At 70.8% G+C, this 20,228-nt stretch carries 18 protein-coding genes; 7 read left to right on the top strand and 11 right to left on the bottom strand.

What is annotated here, in order from left to right; translation table 11 throughout:
• Window positions 1–58 precede the first annotated feature (58 nt).
• From KGS77_RS34200 to KGS77_RS34190, 3 genes are all read left to right on the top strand, one after another.
• The gene (locus KGS77_RS34200; RefSeq protein WP_242587186.1) at window positions 59–385 is read left to right on the top strand and encodes a transposase; all 327 of its coding nucleotides are present in this window, start codon (window positions 59–61) and stop codon (window positions 383–385) included.
• A 232-nt stretch (window positions 386–617) separates the two neighbouring features.
• On the top strand, window positions 618–1,295 hold the full coding sequence (locus KGS77_RS34195; protein WP_242587185.1) for an ANTAR domain-containing protein: 678 nt from the start codon (window positions 618–620) through the stop codon (window positions 1,293–1,295).
• A gap of 63 nt (window positions 1,296–1,358) precedes the next feature.
• Window positions 1,359–2,111 (top strand): ANTAR domain-containing protein, encoded by a 753-nt coding sequence (locus KGS77_RS34190; protein ID WP_242587184.1) that lies wholly within the window; start codon window positions 1,359–1,361, stop codon window positions 2,109–2,111.
• Window positions 2,112–2,632: 521 nt separating this feature from the next.
• Here the strand turns inward: KGS77_RS34190 and KGS77_RS34185 are convergent.
• The 4 genes from KGS77_RS34185 to KGS77_RS34170 form a co-directional block, all read right to left on the bottom strand.
• Window positions 2,633–3,196 (bottom strand): hypothetical protein, encoded by a 564-nt coding sequence (locus KGS77_RS34185; RefSeq protein WP_242587183.1) that lies wholly within the window; start codon window positions 3,194–3,196, stop codon window positions 2,633–2,635.
• A gap of 36 nt (window positions 3,197–3,232) precedes the next feature.
• Window positions 3,233–4,351 carry a helix-turn-helix domain-containing protein gene (locus tag KGS77_RS34180; protein WP_242587182.1) on the bottom strand — a complete coding sequence of 373 codons (1,119 nt, stop codon included), beginning with the start codon at window positions 4,349–4,351 and terminating at the stop codon, window positions 3,233–3,235.
• Window positions 4,352–4,580: 229 nt separating this feature from the next.
• Window positions 4,581–4,745: a hypothetical protein gene (locus KGS77_RS34175; protein WP_242587181.1), complete on the bottom strand. Its 165-nt coding sequence runs from the start codon at window positions 4,743–4,745 to the stop codon at window positions 4,581–4,583.
• A gap of 545 nt (window positions 4,746–5,290) precedes the next feature.
• Complete coding sequence (locus KGS77_RS34170; RefSeq protein WP_242587180.1) at window positions 5,291–6,505, bottom strand: pyridoxal-phosphate dependent enzyme; 1,215 nt, start codon at window positions 6,503–6,505, stop codon at window positions 5,291–5,293.
• A gap of 194 nt (window positions 6,506–6,699) precedes the next feature.
• On the opposite strand from KGS77_RS34170, the gene KGS77_RS34165 reads away from it, so the two are divergent.
• Together KGS77_RS34165 and KGS77_RS34160 are read left to right on the top strand one after the other, a co-directional pair.
• On the top strand, window positions 6,700–7,812 hold the full coding sequence (locus KGS77_RS34165; RefSeq protein WP_242587179.1) for a hypothetical protein: 1,113 nt from the start codon (window positions 6,700–6,702) through the stop codon (window positions 7,810–7,812).
• 242 nt (window positions 7,813–8,054) lie between these two features.
• On the top strand, window positions 8,055–8,486 hold the full coding sequence (locus tag KGS77_RS34160; RefSeq protein ID WP_242587178.1) for a VOC family protein: 432 nt from the start codon (window positions 8,055–8,057) through the stop codon (window positions 8,484–8,486).
• Between the two features lie 110 nt (window positions 8,487–8,596).
• Here the strand turns inward: KGS77_RS34160 and KGS77_RS34155 are convergent, their stop codons facing one another.
• From KGS77_RS34155 to KGS77_RS34130, 5 genes are all read right to left on the bottom strand, one after another.
• Complete coding sequence (locus KGS77_RS34155) at window positions 8,597–9,994, bottom strand: hypothetical protein (protein WP_242587177.1); 1,398 nt, start codon at window positions 9,992–9,994, stop codon at window positions 8,597–8,599.
• A gap of 178 nt (window positions 9,995–10,172) precedes the next feature.
• Window positions 10,173–11,606 carry a rifampin monooxygenase gene (rox, locus tag KGS77_RS34145; RefSeq protein ID WP_242587176.1) on the bottom strand — a complete coding sequence of 478 codons (1,434 nt, stop codon included), beginning with the start codon at window positions 11,604–11,606 and terminating at the stop codon, window positions 10,173–10,175.
• 275 nt (window positions 11,607–11,881) lie between these two features.
• A complete protein-coding gene (locus tag KGS77_RS34140; protein WP_242587175.1) occupies window positions 11,882–12,679 on the bottom strand; it encodes a MerR family transcriptional regulator in 798 nt (265 codons plus the stop codon).
• Window positions 12,680–12,814: 135 nt separating this feature from the next.
• Window positions 12,815–14,173 carry a cytochrome P450 gene (locus KGS77_RS34135; RefSeq protein WP_242587174.1) on the bottom strand — a complete coding sequence of 453 codons (1,359 nt, stop codon included), beginning with the start codon at window positions 14,171–14,173 and terminating at the stop codon, window positions 12,815–12,817.
• A gap of 150 nt (window positions 14,174–14,323) precedes the next feature.
• The gene (locus KGS77_RS34130; protein WP_242587173.1) at window positions 14,324–15,520 is read right to left on the bottom strand and encodes a SagB/ThcOx family dehydrogenase; all 1,197 of its coding nucleotides are present in this window, start codon (window positions 15,518–15,520) and stop codon (window positions 14,324–14,326) included.
• A 642-nt stretch (window positions 15,521–16,162) separates the two neighbouring features.
• Between KGS77_RS34130 and KGS77_RS34125 the strand changes: the two genes are divergently transcribed.
• Window positions 16,163–17,011 (top strand): phytanoyl-CoA dioxygenase family protein, encoded by an 849-nt coding sequence (locus tag KGS77_RS34125; RefSeq protein WP_242587172.1) that lies wholly within the window; start codon window positions 16,163–16,165, stop codon window positions 17,009–17,011.
• A 268-nt stretch (window positions 17,012–17,279) separates the two neighbouring features.
• The gene (locus tag KGS77_RS34120) at window positions 17,280–18,041 is read left to right on the top strand and encodes a class I SAM-dependent methyltransferase (RefSeq protein ID WP_242587171.1); all 762 of its coding nucleotides are present in this window, start codon (window positions 17,280–17,282) and stop codon (window positions 18,039–18,041) included.
• A 60-nt stretch (window positions 18,042–18,101) separates the two neighbouring features.
• On the opposite strand, the gene KGS77_RS34115 is transcribed toward KGS77_RS34120, so the two are convergent.
• Together KGS77_RS34115 and KGS77_RS34110 are read right to left on the bottom strand one after the other, a co-directional pair.
• Window positions 18,102–18,614, bottom strand: a complete 513-nt coding sequence (locus KGS77_RS34115) for a hypothetical protein (RefSeq protein ID WP_242587170.1) — start codon at window positions 18,612–18,614, stop codon at window positions 18,102–18,104.
• 153 nt (window positions 18,615–18,767) lie between these two features.
• Window positions 18,768–19,970: a hypothetical protein gene (locus tag KGS77_RS34110; protein WP_242587169.1), complete on the bottom strand. Its 1,203-nt coding sequence runs from the start codon at window positions 19,968–19,970 to the stop codon at window positions 18,768–18,770.
• Window positions 19,971–20,228: the final 258 nt, after the last annotated feature.

Genomic DNA, 20,228 nt, shown 5'->3' with positions numbered 1-20,228 from the left:
GCGGGCGGCCTCGACCGCTGGGAGCCGGTGACGTGCCGATCTCGCCCGGACGTACGGGATGACGACCGGTCCGCGCCGGCCCGCGCACGCCTCCCGCCGCCACCGGGCCGAGGTCGCCCGCGACCTCAAGCCCGTCTATACCGCCGTCAACGAGGACGAAGCACGGCTGCGGCTCGCCGAGTTCGACGAGAAGGGGGGCAGGCGTTACCCGTCGATCGCCGGGACCCGAGAGCGGGCCTGGAGCGGGTTCCTGCCCTTCCTCGGCCTGCCCGATGCGATCCGGCAGGTCGTCCACACCACCAACGCCATCGAGTCCCTCAACGCCCGCTACCGGCGCGCGGCCCAGACATGCGGGCACTTCCCCAACGAGCAGGCCGCCCTCTAACTCGTAGGCCAGACAGACGAATCGCACCTCAGTTCCGATAGACCCTGCCGGAACCCCTCGGGCGACGCCTTGTGCTGTTGTGGTGAGTACGAAGTCCGGTTCGGATGGAAGCTGTCACCCGCGTTGGCAGGTTCCGTCGGGGCGCTGAGGAGTAGTGTTCTGGGTACGGAATGCTGGCCGCCCTGAGGAGCCGGTCTGCTCTTGAGTGGAAGGCTCAGCTATGGAGCGCCGGGTGTCTGTGCAGGAGTTGCTCAACGGCTTGGAGCAGGCCGTTGCCGCAGAGGAGCACCGCGTGTGGGCGGTGCGGTGCGCGCATGCGCTGGGCCTGGAGGGCATAGCGGTCTCCTTGCGGTGGGGAGCGGAGCTGGTGTGGTTCAGCGACGACATCAGTGGGCGGCTGGAGGATGCGCAGTTCACCCTCGGGCAGGGCCCGTCGATCTCCGCGGACTTCACCGTGGTGCCCTACCAGGTAGCTGATCTGCAGGAGACCGGGAACGGGGGCGGCCCGTGGCCGCAGTTCGCCGCCGAAGCCGGCGCACTGCAGGTGCGGGCGATGTTCGTGTGGCCGGTACGCAGCGGGGCGGCCCGGTTGGGAACGCTGACCGGGTACCGCACGACGCCCGGGTTCCTGACCGCGCGGCAGGCGGCGGACGGGCTGCGGGTGGCCGATGCCCTGACCGGCCGGCTGCTGGCCTGGCAGCCGGGCACCGGACAGGAGGACGGCAGGACCAGGGAGGCGGGTTCGGTCGATCTGCACCGGGCCGAGGTGCACCAAGCCACCGGCGTGCTCAGTATCCGGCTCGGCGTGCCGCTGGAGGAGGCCCTGGTGCGGTTGCGGGCCCAGGCCTTCGCCTCCGGACGAACGCTGGCCGACATCGCCCAGGACGTCCTGAGCGAGCTGCCTCCGTGAACCACGCCGTCGAACACGAACCCGTCACGGCCACGTCGGCGTTCGTGCCCCGAGAGGTTGACCATGAGCCGAGAACAGAAGATCGCCGAAACCTTCGTCGAACTCGCCGACACCCTGGTCGCAGACTTCGATGTCATCGACTTCCTGCAGCAGATGACCGTCCGCTGCTGCGACCTGCTCGCCGTGGCGGACACCACCATCCTGCTGGCCTATCCCGGCCCGAGCCTGTACAGCCCGGCACCCTGCGACCCCAGCCCGGCCCTGAGCAAGGTCATGGACCTGGCCATGCGCGAGGGGCCGGCCCTGGACGCCTACCGCACCGCCACCGCAGTCACTCCCGGAAACCTCGCCCGAGCCCCCGCCACCTGGAACGACTTCACCACACAAGCCGTTGAGGCCGGCTACACCTACGCCAGCGCCGTCCCCCTGCGCCTGCGCCGGCAGACGCTGGGCAGCCTGCTGCTCCTGCGCACCACCGACAGTCCCCTGCCCCTGGCCGACCTTGCCCTGGCCCAGGCCTTCGCCGACGCGGCCACCATCGGCCTCGTCCACGCCCGTGCCCTCGACCACGCCGACAGCGTCAACGAACAACTCCACACCGCCCTGCACAGCCGCATCGTCATCGAGCAGGCAAAAGGCATGCTCGCCGCCCTGCGCACCACCTCCCTCGACAACGCCTTCACCACCATGTGCCGTCACGCCCGCCACCACCACCTGCGGCTGACCACCGTTGCCCACCACATCATCGACACCGGCGACCTTCCCCGGCCACTGTCTCCCCCCTGTTCCCCGGCCGGCGACGCACCGGCGGAGTAATCCCTCAAGGCCCACCCCGCCGGGCGCGGGCGGAGGGCATCAGGGTGATCAGGCGGCCTGGGGCATCGCGTAGCCGTGGGCGGCGTCGCGGCGTTCGGCGGGACGGTTCGTGCGGCGGGTCAGATGCCGGGTCCGGCGCCGGGTCTGGGCGCCGGGTCATCGGGCGGGGTGATGGCTGGACTGTGCCGGACCGAAACGGTCCGCGGTGCGTCCCGATCAGGTCCGCGACTCCTCCGGCGCCGCTTGCGCCCGTTGCCGCCCACGGCGATCCGCCTCGCCGTTCGGGCGGCGGACCACGACCGGGAACGATCGCCCTGCGAGTACCGCACAAGGCCGGCTCGACGAGTTCCGTCGGTTGGCCACGGTGCCCCGGCCAGGCCGATCGGCGTGGCGGTGGGCCGGTCCTGCCCGTACCCCCGATGCATGGCGCGGTGCCCGCTGCGCCTGCTCGCCGGCGGCTCATGCACCAGACGGTCGCCGTAGTGCTTCGTATGCCGCGCCTTCGAGCGGTGGGACGAGCCCTACATCGGAGGTTTGCGGTTCGGGTTCGCCTGCGGTGCCAGGCGGGCGTCGAGGGTGTGCTGGGCGGCGCGGAGCCGGTATGCCAGGACCGGTTCGTCCAGGCCGGTCACCTCCGCGGCCTCGTGGAGGGACAGGCCCTGGAGGTGCAGGAGCATGGCGTCGGCCCGCGGGGCGGGCAGGAGGGTGTACAAGGTACGGGCGGCGGTGGGCGGCGCGTCCGGGTACCGGCGGGCCAGGGCGGTGATGCTCCCGGTCAGGATCTGCCAGGCGCGGTAGGCCGGGCGCGGGCTGCCCAGAACACGGCGCCAGTCGGTGGCCAGGGCGCCCAGGGCGTTTTGGACGGCGTGGTCCGCGGCGGCGGGGTCGGTCAGGCGTAGGCGGGCGTGGCGCTGGTAGTGCGCGTACCTCAGTTCGCAGAAGGCGGTGAAGTCCAGCGGCAGGTGGATGCTGACGGGAGGCTGGTGGGGCAGGTGGATCCGGGTGCCATGGAGCGGGCCGGGTGCGGCGGTTGGATGCATGGTGGTCGGGTGCATGGTCGTCGGGTGCATGGCGGTCGGGCGCATGGTCGTCTCCCCCGGTGACGAGCGGTGGTGGGACGGTTATCCGAAGGCGCTCACGGGGAGCGGGGCGTGGGTGCCCGTATGTGTGAGGGCAGTGGTGGGTGGAGGGTGGGGGGCAGGGGAGGCAGGAGCGGGGGGTGAGGCGTGGGAGGCGGTGCGGTAGGCGGCGTTCCACAGGGGGCGCAGGGCGGCCGGGCGGCCGTCCAGGGCCAGGACCAGGCGGCCCAGGGCCGGCCAGTCCGGACAGTGCCGTCCTTCGAAGACGGCGGTGATCTCTTCTTCGGTCAGGGCGTGGTGGCTCAGGACGCTGAGCAGGTATGTGTCGGGCTGGCGGGCGGACAGGTACAGACCGCGCAGCGCGGCGTGCAGGGCGTCCGCGGCGTCGTGGGGGCTGATGTCGGTGGTGACGGGTACGCTGCGGGCGGCGCGCCACAGGGTCGCGACGGCGCAGGGGTCGCCGCCGCAGGCGATGGTCAGTCGGCGGGCGACGGGCCAGGAGGGAAGGCGTTCGCCGGAGATGACCCGGGAGACGTAGGAGGCGGATACGTGGGCGTCCTGGGCGAGTTCCCGCATGGCCTTGCCGCTGGTCCGGTGAAGGTGGGACAGGGCATTGGCGAATTGCTGGGTGCTGGTCAGGCCGGCGGGTTCCTCGTCGGTGGCGGGCGGCCCCGGCGGCGCACCGGTGTTGTGGGCGGGACGCTGACGCGGGATGGGCAGGACGGCGGGCGGAACAGGGTCCGGGGACGGGGGGCCTGCGCTCTGCAGGGCATCGAACTGGCGCAGTTTACCGGCGACCGTGGCGCGGACCCACTTGCGGCGGGCGGTGGAGGCGCTGATGCCGACCGTCTTGCCGACCGCTTTCCAGCTCGCGCCTTCGGCCCGTAGCTGCAGCACCGTCAGGGAATCGTAGAGGTCCAGGAGTTTGCGGGCCTGTGCGGAGCCGGCCAGGCGCTGGGCCAGGCCGGGGCTGGACTGGTACTCGGCGTCCAGCAGCGCCCCGGTGGTGTGGTGCGCCGCCTGGAGGACATCGCATCGCTGCGGGCCGGTCTCCAGGCTCTGTGCCGGCGGTCCTTTGCGGCGCTGGCAGGAGCGGGAGCAGTACAAGCGGGGCCGGCCGCGTCCGGTGTAGCGGATTTCCTTGTCGCACCTGGGGCACATACGTGGGGCAGAGCCTGGAGAAGTCATGTCGGCGGGTACCCCTTTCGGGGGATGCGTTGAGGGAGATTTCAGCCGCGCGGCAGGCATTTGCTGCGCCCGCGGGCCGTTTTTCTCCCCCTCGAGATCATATTTTTGTGTCGCTCTCCCACCGGAGAGGCAACCGGCGCTGCGCCGGGCCGGACCGGGTCCGCCCGGCGCAGCGGTGGAGGTGCGGGCCCAGAGGTACGGTTCAGGACCAGCGAATACGCAGGTAGCGGCAGGAAACACCGCGGGCGGCGAACAGGGCGGCGGTCAGCGCGGCGGCAGTTGCCGGCTCCGCCGTGGTGTGGTGGATGAGGATGACCGGCAGGCTCAGTACGGCCAGGAACGCGGCTGCGGTCCCGCTTACTCCCAAAACACTTGCCGGTCCCGTTTCAGGAGGTCCGGCGGGCGGCATGCTAGCTTCGGCCCTGTTGGACCGGTCCGATCGTGACCGGTCCGGACAGCGGTGAGGACGCTGGAACATAAGCGCTCCTTGGAGTACGCAGTCATGAGACCCCCCGGGCGGCGCCCAAACCAGCTCCGGGGGCTCTCTCTTGTTTCCGCGGACGCTACTTCGGCGACAGCCTGAGGCGCCACCGCTACCAAGCGTTATCTCCAGGGTGTGCCGCACCACGGCGGAAAACCCCACTCGTAACCCGCAGGTACGATCAAAAACCGTCAAAGCCAGGTGAACTACGGGCTCACGCAGGCGACTTCGGCCACACCGGCCAGAGGGACACTCCAGCGCCCGCCCAGCTCCACCTTTGCCCACGCAGTGCCGCATTCAACGACTCCGTCCGCCGGACGACACGGCCACCCCCACAGCACCACCCTTGCGACAACGGGTCGCGGCCCGCCGCGGGAGCGGGCAGGCCGTCTGGAGCGGGGAGGCCGGACACGCCGCCGGGCCGGCCGCGGTCACTCACGGATTCCGGCGGCGCGCAGCCTGCGACTGACCTCCTCCCATTGCGGCGCGACGCTCTCGGTCGTCCGGGAGCCGACGGCACGGTCCTTGAAGCCGCTGGAGGTCGAGATGCAGACCACCGGCCCGTCGGGGCGCGGCAGGCTGCGCAGGGCCGCGAGCCCGGCGGCGCCGGAGAGTTCCGTCCACAGACCGGCGCGGGCCAGTTCGCCGCGGGCGGCGTGGAGTTGTCCGTCGCCAAGGACGGCCACCTGGCCGCCGCTGTCACGGACGGCGATCACGCCACGGTAACCACTGACCGCGGAGACGATGGAGTACGCCTCGGTGGGTGCCACGTCCACCTGGGCCGCCGGCAGCCCGTACCGTACGGCCCGGGCCAGGGGCGCGGCAGCGGCGGGCTCGCAGGCGACCATGCGTGGCAGGCGCCCGGTCAGGCCCAGGCGTCGCAGTTCGGTGAATCCTTTCCAGATGCCGAAGAGGAGTTCGCCGTAGCCGGTGGGGACGAATACGGCTGCGGGAACGCCGATGTCCGGGTGGATCTCGTACGCGATGGTCTTGTAACCCTCCGGCCCGAAGGCGTGACCGGTATGGGTGGGCGTGAGGTTGCTGACCGGATGCAGGCCCATGCGGTCGACGACCTGTCGCATCAGCGGCCACCGTGCGGCCCAGGGCACCGGGAGGACCACCGCGCCGTACGCGTTGAGGAACGCGTCGACGGCCGGCGGCATGTCCGGGCCGGCGAACACGACGCACCGCAGGCCGGCGCGGGCCGCGAAAGCGGCTGCGGACGCGCCGTGGTTACCGGAGGACGCCACCACGATTCCCGGCGCGCCGACCCCCACGGCGGCGCTGGTGGTGCAGCGGTTCAAGCGGTCCTTGTGGCTCCAGGTCGGGTTGCGCGACTCGTCCTTGATGAAGACGCCGGGCTCGAACTCGATCAGCGGGGTGCCTCCTTCGCCCAGGCCCGGCGCGACGAGCGGCGGGAGCAGTGGCGCCCACCGGTCCAGGCCGGCGCCCCGTGAGGGGCCCTTGGCCGAGAAGAGGGCCGGTCCTTGGGCCCGTTCGTAGTCGTAGTCGACCCCGACCGGGTAGGCGATGTCGCCGGTGCTGGTCCTGGGACAGCCTCCGGTCAGCGGCGGCCACAACGGGTAGGTGATGGCCGGGTCGCCCAGCGATCGCTGCCTGAGTGCCAAGGAGCCGTCTGCCGTCATGCGCCGAGCCTATCGACCCGCTGATCGTCCATGGCCTCCCTGGAGGCCGTTGGCGCGTGCAGAGAACGAACGGGAGGCAAGCGGAAGGCACCTAGGACGAGAGGCGCCGAGGTGCGGGCAATCCGCGTGTTTTCGGTCGTCGCCGATGCAATTCCCGGTTGAGGCGGAGGGGTTGGCGTACATAGCGTGACCGCATGCGCAGGGGAATGATCGCGGCTTTGCTGGGCGTCGGCGCTCTGGTGCCGGCGGCGTGTGGTGGTGGCGGTGAAGAGGGGCCGCCGCGCCACCCGTCGGGGCCGCGGCCATCGCACTCGTCCGGGTCACCGGAGCCGGCGGCTTCGCCGTCCGCGAAGCCGGGGATCGTACGAGGGGACGGGGCCGAACTGATCCACCGGGAGCGGGGGAAGGGCAGCGCGCAGAACCCGGCGTTCGCGCCCGACGGGAAGTCGCTGCTGTTCACGGTCTTCCACGGCGGGTACAACGAGGGGGCCGCCGCGCTGCGCGTACTCCCGTTGGAGAGCGGGGGCGGGCGGGACAGTCGTGACGGGCGCGAGGCTCGTGACCTGCTGGACGAGTACGACCGGGCGGCGGTGAACCTGCCCGGTTCGAGCTGGCGGCCGTCGGCAGGGGTGGTGTTCGCCTCCGACCGGTCGGGGAAAGAAGAGATCTGGCTGCTCAAACCCGGCGGGCGGCCGGAGAAGGTGACCGGCCACCATGGGATTTCGGGGTATCTGGAACCGAGCTTCTCTCCGGACGGGAAGTGGATCGTCTTCCAGGAGAGCGTGCAGCACGAGGACCCGGACCAGGAGGCGGCGCTCGCGGACCGGTCGGCGCTCGGGTCCCTGTGGAAGGTCGGGCGGGACGGCAGGGGGCGGACGCGGCTGGTGAACGGCCCCGCAAGCGGTACGGACAACCGTGAGCCCAACTGGTCGCCGCGCGGCGACCGGATCGTCTTCCAGCGGCGGGAACTGGGCAGCGACGCCTGGTCGTTGTACGTGATGAACGCCGATGGGAGCGGTGTGCGCAGGCTGACGACCCTGGAGGGAGAGCATACGGACGCGAGCTGGTCGCCGGACGGCCGGTCGGTGGTCTTCTCCTCCACCACGGGCGGACTCGACCTGCCGAAGATCTTCGTCATGCCGGTGGACGGTGGCGGTGCGCCGGTGCAGGTGACGCGGGAGCGCAGTACGTACGACGGGGCTCCGAGCTGGTCACCCGACGGCCGCTGGATCGCCTTCGAGTCGCACCCGGGGAGCGAGGACCGGCCCACGTCCTTGTGGCGCGTCCCCGCTCCCCGCAAGCCGTGACGGTCGCCGCCGGTCGCCCGCGACAACAGCAGAACGGCTGGAAGTAGCCGTCGGCGGGGCCGCCGGGGCCCCCGGGGTGGGTGGCAAGGACCGCACCAGGCATCGACCGTCCCGTCGCTGATGTGCGACGGTGACTTCTGCCCTCGTGCCGCGGTCACACCCCCTACGGCCTCCGGCTGGGCCGCGGCGATCCGTTCGACCGGTCCCACTGCGTCTCTGTGAGATCTGTGAGGAGACTTTCCATGAACTGGACACTGGAAGTCATCCCGGTCCCTGTCACCGACATGGACCGGGCCAAGGAGTTCTACGCCGACAAGGCCGGCTTCGCGGTCGACGTGGACAACGAGGTCGCCCCGGGAGCGCGCATCATCCAGATGACACCGCCCGGCTCACGGTGTTCGATCGCGATGCTCCGCGGAATGCCCCTGCTGCCCGGCATGAAGGCGATGGCCCCGGGCACGCTGCAGGGCCTGCACATGTGTGTCACCGACATCGAGGCGGCCCGTGAGACGCTGACGGCCCGGGGCGTGGACGTCTCCCCGGTCCGTCACCTCGGCACGACGGGCTGGGCGGAGGGCAAGGGCGGCACCTGGAACTCCTTCATGTCCTTCAAGGACCCGGACGGCAACGGCTGGGTGGTCCAGGAGGTCCCCTCGGAGCTGTCGGAACGCTGACACCCACGGGCCGGGCGGGAGCCGGGCCATCCGGCCTCGCTCCCGCCCGGCAACCGCCCGGCGTCCCTGGGACCTTCGCCAACCAGGGCTTGGCCTTCGACAACCAGGGCTTACTTGAGGTACTCCACCGTCACCGGCGCGGTGTTGTTCTTCTGATCGGGGTCGGTCTTCGGGTCGGAGGTGACGGAGATGCTTCCCCGGGCGCCGGGGACACGCTTGTCGATACGGGCCCGCAGCCAGGAGCTGCCGTCCGGCCGTGCGGCGCACTGCGCCAGGCCCTGCCCCTGCTTGACGTACCAGCAGTACGACAACTCGCTCGGGTGGTCCCCGAGCTTGACCGGCACCAGGCTGACGCCCTGCGGCAGCTTCAGCCGCAGCAGCCCTTCCTGGAAGTTCCGCGGATAGGGCACCTGCGCTTCGACCACCTGGCCGATCTTGCCCTTGATGGTGAACCCGATGGCCTGTACGTCGTTGATCTGGTTGGTGCTGAAGGACAGACCGCCGCCGGACATCTCCGCCTTCCAGTACGCGGACGGTTCAAAATCGGCCCCGCTGCCGTCCACGGGGCGCAGGCCCAGCGGCCCACCGGTCCCGCGGGGCGCCGAGGCGGGCAGCAGGGTGTTGCCCAGCGTGTCGTGGGCCCGGAGCACGGTGTAGTGGACCTTCCCGTACATCGCCGTCCTGTCGGCCACGGCCGTCACCGGCCCGTCCGTCTCGTACGCCGCACCGGCCGGCAGCGGCCCGGGCAGCTCGCACTGCGCCTTGGTGGGGGCCACGGCCTTGTCGTAGCGGCAGTTGCTGTACTGCCTTCGCAGCGTCGCTTCCTCCGTCGTCACCACAACGGTGAAGGAGTCCTCGATCGCGGTGTCGCCCTTGTTGCCGAAGGCGGGCCTCACCTCCATCGCGGAACCGGGCTTCACCCCGGTCAGCGGCTTGTCCTGCCGGGCGGTCAGCACCGGCGCGCCCATCACGACGCGGGTGGTGTGCCGGAGGGTGGGGGCATTCGCGCTGGTCACGGTGACGTTCATGTTCCCGGCGGGGCCCGGCACCGCGCCCGGCCCGGGCTTCAGACGGAACGGGGTGAACAGCGCACCGGAGGCGATGTCCCCCAGCTCACAGGTCATCAGGGTGCCCGAGCGCGTGCAGCCGTACCCCTTGTTCTCCCACTCGACGCGCGCCTTGCCCTTGAAGACGGCCAGGTCGAGCGTCACCTTGACCTTCTTGACCGGCAACGTCCTACCGTCGGCGGCACGCCCGGCCGCCCTCAGGGAGATCTGGTACTCGGTCGGCCGCTCGTCGGGAGCCGAGGCACGGTACTGCGGTATGTAGTACGTGTTCATCAGGTGCTGGGCCACCAGCCGCGCCCCCGTGGCCTGCTGCCGCCCCTCGGCGGCGGCCACCGGCGCCGTGCCGCCGGCCGTCACCACCGTACCGAGCGCCACCAGCAGGGCCGCCGCTCCTGTCCCGGCCACCCGCTGCCCCCGTACGCCTGCAATGGATCTCTTCATACGCGATCAGACCGACCGGCACGCCGGATGGTTGTATCGGCCATCACCGTGATGAGCTGATCCTTTCCCGGAACGTGCCGGCAGAGCGCCATGGCTGTACAGCCCAGCTCGGAAGCGACGCGCTGCATCGAAGGGGCATCCAGCCCTTCGGCAACGGCACAGGCGACGGCAACGGCGGTCAGCCGGCGGCGGTGCCGAACCATTTGTGCAGGTGGCTGAGCAGGTCCTGCTGGTCTTCACCGGCCCAGGCCACGTGGCCGTCCGGTCGCAGCAGCACCGCGGGGGCGCCCAGTTCCTCGCTGACGTCGACGATGTGGTCGACCCGGTCCGCCCAGCCCGCCACCGACAGCCGGCCGGTCTGGTCGAGCAGGAGTCCGCGGCCGTCGTGCATCAGCTCGTAGAGGCGACCGCGCTTGAGCTGTACGTCCCGCAGTCGTCGGCCGAGCAGTTCGTGGCCCTCGCCGAGGTCGTAGCGGACTCCGACGGCGGTGATCATCTCGGTCACGTACCGGTTCACCTCCTCGAAGTCCATCAGCGTGGAGAACAGCTCCCGCAGCGCGGTGGCACCCGGGTCGGTCCCCAGCAGCGTGATCTGCGCGCGGGTGTTGTCCAGCACGCGGGCGCCCACCGGGTGCCGTTCGGCGTGGTAGCTGTCCAGCAGGCCCTCCGGCGCCCAGCCGGCCACCTCCGCCGCCAGTTTCCAGCCGAGGTTGAACGCGTCCTGGATGCCGAGGTTCAGGCCCTGCCCGCCGGTCGGTGGGTGGATGTGTGCCGCGTCACCGGCCAGCAGCACCCGGCCGACCCGGTAGCGCTCGGCCTGCCGGGTGGCGTCGCCGAACCGGGACAGCCAGCGCGGCGAGTGCACGCCGAAGTCGGTGCCCGCCACCGCCTGCAACCGCTGCTTGAACTCCTCGAAGTCCGGCGCGGTCGCCCGGTCCTCGGACACGCCCCCGGCGGGTACGACGACGCGGTACGTCCCGTCCCCGTTGGGAATGACGCCGAAGCGCATCTGGGTCTTGCGGACTTCCGCGACGACGGCGTCAACCGTCGCCGGGTCCTCGGTCATCTCCATGTCGCCGAGGAGCGTCTCGATCTTGGCGGGCTCGCCGGGGAAGCCGACGCCGAGCTGCTTGCGCACCGTGCTACGGCCACCGTCACACCCGACGAGGTAGCGCGAGCGCAGCCGCGTGCCGTCCGCGAGGTCGACGGTCACCCCGGCCTCGTCCTCGCCCTGACTCAGCCCGACCACTTCGCAACCGCGCCGTATGTCGGCGCCGAGTTCGAGGGCACGCTCGTTGAGCAGCCGCTCGGTGACCGGCTGCAGGGTGGTCAGGCCGTACGCGTGGGCCGTGTCCACTCCGTCCGGCCACGGCTTGGCGATGCCGCCGAAGAGACCGCCGACCTGGAATTTCTCACTGACGGCGAGGAACCGGTCCAGCAGGCCGCGCTGATCCATCATCTCGACGCTGCGCGCGTGCAGGCCACGTCCGCGGGTCTGCGCGGTCGGCTCGGTCAACTTCTCCAGTACGACCACGTGCACGCCGTGCAGTCGCAACTCGCCGGCCAGCATCAAGCCGGTCGGTCCGCCGCCGACCACGATCACGTCGATCATCACAATCCCATTTCCGCAGGTTCTGGCTTCGAGCGGTGATTCTGCGGCACGCCCAGGGCCTTGCGGCAAGCCCCCCGGTGAGCTATAAGTTGAGAGTGGCGAGGAGATCGACGATCTCTTCGTCTTTTTCTTTTGCGCCGTTTGTCGTCTTCTGCCGTTTGCCGTCTTCCGCGTTTGTCGTCTTCTGCCGTCCGCCACGGGTGGACAGCTTCCTTACGAAGCGGTGACGGGTCGCGTACGGGGCAGGCTTGCCCGGGAGACGTACGTACGCGCCTTCACCCCCTACGCTCCCTGAGCAACTCGATGGCACGGCGTACGGCCGCCGCCTGGGCGGGGGCGAATTCCTCGAAGAAGGCATCCGCGAAACCGCCGCGCTCCCCCGCGCCGCCGTCGTCCGGGATGGTCATCGACTGCACCGCCTCGGGCGGGATGCTGTCGACGATGGCCCGGGCCATCGCCTCCACCCGCGGGTCGTCCTCGGCGGCCTGAGCCAGCTCGTCCATTCGGGCATAGATCTCATAGGCTCGCCGCATGGCCGCCGGGTCAGCGCCGAGGCTGTGCCGCACGGCGTCGAACCAGCTCCGGTCACCGCCCGGCGAGCCCGTCTCCAGCAGGGCGAGCAGTTCCCGTTCCTTGGCCGCCATCGCCGGTTCCGGCCCGGGCATCTGGGTGGAGGCGCGGGCCATGTCCTCGAAGAGGGCGGCGAGCTCGGGAGAGACGGGGGCCTCGGCCGGAAGCCGCCCGGTCTGCCCGGCCTGTTCGAGCAGCCGGGCCAGGCGGGCACGTCGCTGCCGGATGGCCTCCTCCTGGCGGGCCAGGTCGGCGTCCAGCTCGGTCAGGATCTCGACGAGTTCCCTGCCGGCGTCGTCCGCCAGCACGTCCTTCACTTCGTCCAGGCTCAGGCCCAGCTCGGTCAGCCGACGGATCCGGGCCAGCTCGACGGCGTCGCGCAGCGCGTACTCGCGATACCCGTTGGGCTGCCGCTGCGGCTCGGGCAACAGCCCGATGCGGTGGTAGTGCCGTACGGCGCGGGTGGTGATGCCGACCATGTCGGCGAGCTCTCCGATTCGCATGGCACCAGTAGAAACGTTGTCGCTGCGCCAAGGACAAACCAGCCGGTGGCCGTCGGCGCGTTGGTGTCCGGTCCGCGGGCCGGCCGGCTGTCCGCCGCCGCGGTTGAACGGGGAACGGATTCGTTCGTGACGCGCTCAGACCGTACGCGTCAGGCGCAGCGGGAGGTTCAGTAGGCGCCAGGCGCCCGGCTGGCGACGGCGTACCTGGAATTTGAGCTGGTCGGGGGCGACGGCGAGGGAGAGATCCGGGTAGCGTCGCAGCAGGCGGCCGATGGCCACCTCGCCCTCCTGGCGGGCGAGTGCGGCGCCCAGGCAGTAGTGCGTGCCGTGCCCGAAGCCGACGTGGTCCTCGCCGCGGCCCGCCGACTGACGGGTCAGGTCCAAGCGCTCGGGGTCGTCGTAATGGCGCGGATCGTGGTTGGCGGAGACGAGTACGGGCTGGACGGCCTCGCCCCGGCGGATCCGGGTGCCGGCCAGCTCCACGTCCTCGGCGGCGTACCGCAGTTGGGTCATCTGGACCGGGCCGCACCGGCGCATCAGTTCGTGAACGGCGTGCGGCAGCAGCTCCCGGTCCTCCTTGAGCAGCCGCAGTTGGCCGGGGTGGGCCAGCAGGGCGGCGGTGCCGTTGCCGATGAGGTGGGCGGTGGTCTCGTGCCCGGCGAGTACGAGCGTCATCACCAAGGTGACCGTCTCGGTGTCACCGAGCCGTCCACCGTCGTCGTCCTGGGCGCGGATGAGCGCGCTGATCAGGTCGTCCCGCGGTTCCGTACGGCGGGTGGCGATCAGCTCGTGGATGTGGTCGATCATGACCGGGAAGGAAACCCCGATCCGCTGGGGGTCCAGCGAGGCGAGGTCGGAACCGAAGTTCCGCCAGCGCGGCCGGTACGCCTCGGGCACGCCCACCAGTTCACAGATGACCGTGATCGGCAGGGGGTAGGCGAAGTGCTCGATGAGGTCGACCACTTGGTTCTCGTCGGCGTGTCCGGGCAGTTCGTCGAGCAGTGTGTCGGTGATCTCCTCGACGCGTGGCCGCAGGTCGCGCACCCGGGGCGCGGTGAAGGCGCGGGAGACCAGGCGGCGCAGCCGGGCGTGGTCCGGCGGGTCGCTGGTGAGGAGCGACTCCAGGATGTAGACGGTGTGCTCCTCGGGGATGCCGAGCAGCTCCATGAGCCGGGTGCGCGGATCCGGACCGGTGTGGCCCGGAATCGAGTACGGGCTGTTCACGAAGCGCGGGTCCCGCAGGACGGCGCGTACCTCATCGAAGCGCGTCACGAGCCAGATGGGCGTGTCGTCCATGAAGCGTGCGCGGAGGACGGGGCCCTGCTCGCGCAGTCGGCCATAGCCGCCGAACGGGTCGGCGAGCAGGTCCGGGTCCATCACGTTCGGCTCGCCGGGATGCTTGCCGATGAGGTCCTGGAGGGAGGGTGGGAGGGCTGTGGACAAGGGGGCGGCGGGGGCGTCGATTCCGGTGGGGCTCACGGGAGTGGGGGGCATGGCGCGTTCTCCTCCTGGTGAGCGGGGGCCGGTAGAAGCGTGCGTGGGAGTGGTTGCAGCCGTGAACGGCCCGTCCGGCTTCGGCTTCGGCACCGGCCTCGACTTCGGCTGCCGTTTCGGCTGCCGTTACCGCTTCGGCCTCCGGGCTGCTCAGCCGGCCGTGTCGCGTCGTGGTCGCCCGGTCGCATGCAAAGGCGTGTGGGTGAAGGCGGTGAGGGTGGCCGGTGGCGGCTCGTTGGGGGCGGAGGGGCTGGGGTGACCGGCGCCCAAGACGTACAGCGGTGTGTGCCCGGTGTTGTCCAGGAGGCACCGCTCGGCGATCAGAGCGTCGTGGAAAGCACCGGTCTGGGCCGGTCCGAGGCCCAGCGCGGTGGCGGTCAGCGCGAAGGTCTGCCCCAGGTGCCCGGCGTTGAGCAGGCATACGCGGTAGCAACGGGGAGTGCGGTACTTCACGCTCATCCGCTCCAGCCGGGCGGCGAGGACCACGAGGAAGGCGGTGTCACCGGCCCAGTCCTGATCCGCGCACAGGTGCGCGGCCTCTTCGCGGAGCAGACCCTCGGTGCGCAGCTCCAGGGAGTGTTCCAGGCAGTTGTAGTGGTACCAGCCAGGGGCGAGGCCGGTGACGTTGAGCGCGCCGACGTAGGCGTCGAGCTCCTGTCGGGAGCCGCCGGAGGGGCTGGTGCGGCGGTAGAGCGCCCCGTGGCCGCTGTCGATGAAGTCCACCGGGCCGAAGACCGTGGAGAGCAAGGTGGCCAGAGCCGTCATCGACACGGGGGCCGGGCTGAAGTCACGGTGCGTACGACGGCTGTGGAGCACCTGCTCGTACGGAGCGTGCAGGCCGGCACGGGAGCGGGGCAGCGGCAGCCGCGGGGCGTCCGGGTAGCCGGTGAACAGCGGCGGCAGCCGGGTCGCGTCCGGCGCCGCGTCGGGGTCCTCGTCGTTGACCCGGGTATCGGGCGCATCGGGCATATTGGGTGTGTCTAGGGTGTCGCGCGTATAGGGCGATTCGAGGTAGTCGTTCTGCGTGGCGTAATGGAGGAACGACGCCTCGGGCGACCAGGCGGCCCAGTGGCGGTCGATCTCCTCGTCACGGTCGGCGTCCGGGCTGTCCTCGGCCAGCAGCACCCCGGCCTCCGTGAGGACGGCCACGGCCTCCTGGACGGTCTCGGGCGTGAGGTGGTCGAGCACCTTGGCGGCCTCGGCGGGCACGGCCCATTCCTCGAACGCGGAGCAGACCTCGACGGCCACCGGATGCAGGGAGGTGGGAGTGCCGTGGGGATAGGGGTGGACGATGAACAGGCCGTCGCGCCAGTAGCAGGTCAGACAACGGGAACGGCGGTAACGCACGGCGACTCCAGCGATTGCGGACCGGGGCAGGGAGGGAGGGGCGACCGGCGCCTGACCTGCGGTCTCCCCGCATGGGTGCGGCTGCCGCCCGCCCCAGGGGCTCACTTCACCGGACTCACTTCACCGGGCCCCCTTGGAACTTGTAGATGTAGTACCCGGGACGGCGGTCTTTCCGGACCGCCGCTTGAGCGTTCATCGCGACCTTGCGCATGGGTCGTCACCTCCTCTCCATCAGTGATCACAGGCATGTATGCCACTTCCTGGACCACCTGCTGTCGAAAAGATGCCGAATCCCGGGAAATCGCGCCCTAACCACCCGTACGGCGTATTGGGTAAGTGAACCGTCACATAGGCTCCCTGTGGGCAGCGCATCCCTCCACGGAGCTCGCCGTGCACATCGACGAGCCATGGCCACTGCTTTGTTGCCGTACCGCTCGCCGTACGGGGCTGATCCGCGCACGCACAGTCCTCGCCCGTGATCATCGTGTCCAGCAATTCCATGATCTGGACTATCGCAGGTCGCAGACGTCTTCCTGCACGACATCGAGGATCGTCGGAGCAGAGAGGGCTCGGTGCGCACCCGACGAAGACGGTACGGGAAGTGTCGGGTGGCCGGGGTCGGTGTCGCCGGACGATGGGGGCATGGATGACACGACTTTGGTATCCCGTTTCCTGCGTGACGGCTTCGTGAAGCTGGAGGGTGCCGTGGCGCCGCGGGTGGCCGCGGACTGCGCGCGGCTGCTGTGGCGGGAGACGGGCTGTGACCCGGACGATCCGGCGACATGGACGCGGCCCGTGCACTGGGTGCCGGGCATGGGGCAGGGGCCGTTCGCCGCCGCTCCCAACTCCCCGGCGCTGCATCGTGCGTACGACCTGCTCGTCGGCGCGGGGCGCTGGGAGCCGCGCTATTCGCTGGGCACCTTCCCGCTGCGGTTCCCGCATCCGGAGGAGCCGGACGACGCGGGCTGGCACATCGAGGGGAGCTATCTGCCGGAGGGGGAGAGCTGGTACTTCACCAACCTGCGCTCCCGGGGCCGGGCGCTGCTGATGCTGTTCTTGTTCAGCGAGGTGGGGGAGGAGGACGCCCCGACCCGGATCCGGGTCGGCTCCCATCTGGACGTGCCGAAGGTGCTGGAGGAGTACGGGGAGGACGGGGCCGGCGGGCTGGCCCTGGCGCCGGATCTGGTGGCGGCGTCCGACCACCGGGACGTCGCCCTGGCCACCGGGTCCCCGGGCGACGTCTTTTTGTGCCATCCGTTTCTGGTGCACGCGGCGCAGCCGCACCACGGGGTACGGCCGCGCTTCATGGCCCAGCCGCCGCTGCTGCCGGCCGCGCCGTACGAGCTGGAGCGGGCCGACGGCGCCTACTCCCCCGTGGAGATCGCGATCCGCCGCGGTCTGGGACTGGACACGCCCGGCCCGGACGGGGACGGCACCGAAGCCGGGACCGGAACCGGGGCCGGGGCCGGCGCCGGCCACAGCGCCGGATAGGCGTACCTCGTCAATTCCCGCAATCGAGCGGGGAACCCGTGCCCGGACAACACGAACGCGGCGGCGACCGAACCGGCAGGGAACAGCAGGAACAGACAGGAACAGGCGGTCGTCATGGTGCAGGCGTGGGAGATCTGCGGTGCCCACGCCCACTCCTCGTCCAGGAGCGCGGAACCGGGGCGTACTGAACATCGTCGATCACCGGTACGACGCCGGTGCGAAATGATCCCGGTGCAAACTGTCGAAATGACGAGACGGAGACCGCCGCATGTCCACCGCCGAAGAACAGGCCCCGACCGCAACTCCGGCCGAGGTGAACAACTATGACAGCTTCGCCGAGGCGTACTCGGCCCTGAGCGAGACCAGTCTCATCAACGCCTATTACGAGCGGCCCGCGATGCTGTCCCTCGCCGGGGCCGTGGCCGGCCGCCGGATCCTCGACGCCGGCTGCGGCTCCGGTCCCCTGTTCGCCGCGTTACGTGATCGGGGTGCCCTCGTCACCGGTATCGACTCCAGCGCCGGGATGCTGGAGCTGGCGCGGCGGCGGCTGGGGGCCGACGCGGACCTGCGCGTGGCCGACCTGAGCGACCCGCTGCCGTTCGCCGACGGCGCGTTCGACGATGTCCTCGCGTCGCTGGTCCTGCACTATCTGGAGGACTGGGGGCCGGCGCTGGCCGAGATGCGGCGGGTGCTCAGGCCCGGCGGCCGACTGATCGCGTCGGTGCAGCACCCTTTCGTGGACTACGCGATCCACCATCCTCGGCCCGACTACTCCGCGACCACCAGCTACACCGACGACTGGGCCGACCTGGTGGGACAGCCCGCCCCGATGACCTTCTGGCGCAGGCCGCTGCACGCGATGACCGACGCCTTCACCACGGCCGGCTTCCGCCTGGCCGTCATCAGCGAGCCACAGCCCGATCCGGCCGGCCGCGAGCTGTACCCCGACGACTTCCAGCGCCTCTCGGCCGGCATGTGCTTCCTGTTCTTCGTCCTGGAGGTGCCCCCGGCCACCGGCTCGGCCGGGTAACGGGCGGCCGGGCCGGCCGCCGCGCGTGCCACCGCTGCGGGTGACGGGAGTGCGGCCGGCCTATTGGGTCCACAGGGTTCCGTACTTGCTGGTCGCCTTGTGGATCTCGGGCCCGGTCGTGGGGGCGGGCCAGAGCTGGATCAGGTATTCCTCCACGGGAGCGTCGTCCTCCCGGGGGTCGCCGTCGTCGCGGTTCCGGCCGCAGACCCGTACGCGGTAGTCGCCGGGGCCCGGCAGCGTCAGAGCGGTGCTGCCGGTCTCTTCCGCACCCTCGGTGGTGGTGCCGAAGTCCAGCAGCGCGCTCGGCCAGTGCACCGACATCTCCGCGACGTCCTGCCAGGGCCCCGGGTCCAACGGCGGTGCGCCGTCCCACAGTTCGGCGGTGACGGCGATGCAGCCGACCTCCTGCCCGCACAAGATCTTCGCCGCGCCGCCGTCGGGATGAACGTCCAGCAGGCCGTTGTGCGACCAGTCGGGCTCGAACTCGGCGACCAGGCTTTCGTCCACCAGGTCGACGGTGGACGCGTCGATGGACACCTGTGGCGCGGTGGCGCGCCGGATCAACTGAGGCATGGGCCGGGAATCCTTTCCGGGCGGCGGAGGCGGACGGGGCCGGGAAGCGTCGGGCGGGGCGGCGAGGGGGCGGGGCAGGCCCCGGAGAGGGAGTCTGCCCCCGCCGCCGCGGCCTTGCCTACCTTCCGTCAGACGGGCCGGGGGAGGAACGGCTCACGGGTTGAGGTCCTGTCCGCAGCCGACCGGCCCCAGCGCGCCCGCGCCGCCCGTGCGGTATTGGGCGGGCGCCTTCGCACCGACGGGCTTGACCACCCCTACCCAGAACGCGTCCCACTCCAGCACCCGCTGGCTGTTCAGGTACGACTTGCGCAGGCTGCCCTCCTTGGAGTTCTGCCGGGCGTTGAGGAAGTGGCAACTGTAGTCCGAGTTCTTGCTGGCGCCCTCGTGGGTCTGCGCCATGGGGTACTCGTCGCAGGACTGGCCGCCGGAGTTCGGCGGACGGGGCACACCGCGTACGCAGGCTTCGCGGCGGTTCTCCCGCTGCAACGCCTGGTCGAACGTGCGGTGCAGCGGATAGCCCTTGCCCTTCACGCCCCACGGGTGGTTCAGGTTGCGCTGTGCCCAGTCGACGTGCCAAGCCACGGCGGCCACGTCGTTGTCCCTGACGTTCAACTGCCAGGTGGGCGTGAACTGCGGGTACACACACCCGCCGGTGCGGGCGTCGGTGACCCGCGCGGTGCTGTCGCACCGGGGGCGGAACACCGGACCCAGGTTGGCGGTGGAGTCGGTGTGCCGTGGGGTCTTGATGGTGCCCTGGAGCACCACTCCCTCGCTGACCAGGGACCGGCCGGGGCTGGAGACCGCCATCTCGAAGCTCTGCCGGGTGCCGGGTATCAGCGCGCGGGGGCCGGGGTTGCTGGTGGCCACGCAGGTGTTGCAGTTGATGCTCACGGTGGCGGTGGACGCCAACGCCTCGGGTACGGTCGGCGGCGGGTTGGTCAGGGTCATCGCCGCGGTGTACGTGGACGTGTAGCGGTTGCGCGGGTCCAGCTTGACCGTGGTCTCCACGTGGAGGTCGGCCTTACCCCGCCAGGTGCCGTTGAGGTAGTAGTTGATCGTGGTGTCGTAGTTGGAGCACGACTCCGTACGGTCGAAGTCGTATCTGCCCTTGGGACAGGTGATCGCCTGCGCGGCCACGCCGCCACCGTCGGAGGGCCCGGCGCTCGCCTCGTCGTGGTGGGCGCGTTCCAGTTCCGGCGGCTGGGCCAGTACGGCCCGCAGGCCGCCGCCACCGCTGCCGGCGGCCTGGGCGCCGTCGACGGTGTGGGCGGCGGCGCTGGTGGCGGCGTTCAGCGGTAACAGCAGTGCGGCGGCGGCCAGTACGGCGGTGCCTGCCCGTGCAAGGGATGCTTTCACGGCTCTTCCTCCCGTTGGGCCATCGGCCCGGAACCTCTGGGCCGTTTGATGGCTTGACATGGACACGGTGGTGCCCGCGTGGCGGGAGGGTCAACACCCCCTGAAAGTCGAACAGCGGATCCGACACGAATACGCGCCAACTCTCCGCAAACGGAAGCCGGGGGCGACCACTCAGGGCCCCTCGCATCGCTCCTGCCACTGCCACTGCCACTGCCGGATGGTGAGCCGTCACCTGGGGACTCGGCGGACGTACCGCCC

This window comes from Streptomyces sp. MST-110588, from assembly GCF_022695595.1.
Classification (GTDB): Bacteria; Actinomycetota; Actinomycetes; order Streptomycetales; family Streptomycetaceae; genus Streptomyces.
Note: the sequence above shows the minus strand (reverse complement) of the source record. Positions and strands in the feature narration are given on the sequence as shown.

Coding starts and splice junctions, on each gene's coding strand:
- KGS77_RS34200 (WP_242587186.1), top strand. CDS start 59: ATGACGACCGGTCCGCGCCGGCCCGCGCACGCCTCCCGCCGCCACCGG.
- KGS77_RS34190 (WP_242587184.1), top strand. CDS start 1,359: ATGAGCCGAGAACAGAAGATCGCCGAAACCTTCGTCGAACTCGCCGAC.
- KGS77_RS34185 (WP_242587183.1), bottom strand. CDS start 3,196: ATGCGCCCGACCGCCATGCACCCGACGACCATGCACCCGACCACCATG.
- KGS77_RS34180 (WP_242587182.1), bottom strand. CDS start 4,351: ATGTGCCCCAGGTGCGACAAGGAAATCCGCTACACCGGACGCGGCCGG.
- KGS77_RS34170 (WP_242587180.1), bottom strand. CDS start 6,505: ATGACGGCAGACGGCTCCTTGGCACTCAGGCAGCGATCGCTGGGCGAC.
- KGS77_RS34165 (WP_242587179.1), top strand. CDS start 6,700: ATGCGCAGGGGAATGATCGCGGCTTTGCTGGGCGTCGGCGCTCTGGTG.
- KGS77_RS34160 (WP_242587178.1), top strand. CDS start 8,055: ATGAACTGGACACTGGAAGTCATCCCGGTCCCTGTCACCGACATGGAC.
- KGS77_RS34155 (WP_242587177.1), bottom strand. CDS start 9,994: ATGAAGAGATCCATTGCAGGCGTACGGGGGCAGCGGGTGGCCGGGACA.
- rox (WP_242587176.1), bottom strand. CDS start 11,606: ATGATCGACGTGATCGTGGTCGGCGGCGGACCGACCGGCTTGATGCTG.
- KGS77_RS34140 (WP_242587175.1), bottom strand. CDS start 12,679: ATGCGAATCGGAGAGCTCGCCGACATGGTCGGCATCACCACCCGCGCC.
- KGS77_RS34135 (WP_242587174.1), bottom strand. CDS start 14,173: ATGCCCCCCACTCCCGTGAGCCCCACCGGAATCGACGCCCCCGCCGCC.
- KGS77_RS34125 (WP_242587172.1), top strand. CDS start 16,163: ATGGATGACACGACTTTGGTATCCCGTTTCCTGCGTGACGGCTTCGTG.
- KGS77_RS34120 (WP_242587171.1), top strand. CDS start 17,280: ATGTCCACCGCCGAAGAACAGGCCCCGACCGCAACTCCGGCCGAGGTG.
- KGS77_RS34115 (WP_242587170.1), bottom strand. CDS start 18,614: ATGCCTCAGTTGATCCGGCGCGCCACCGCGCCACAGGTGTCCATCGAC.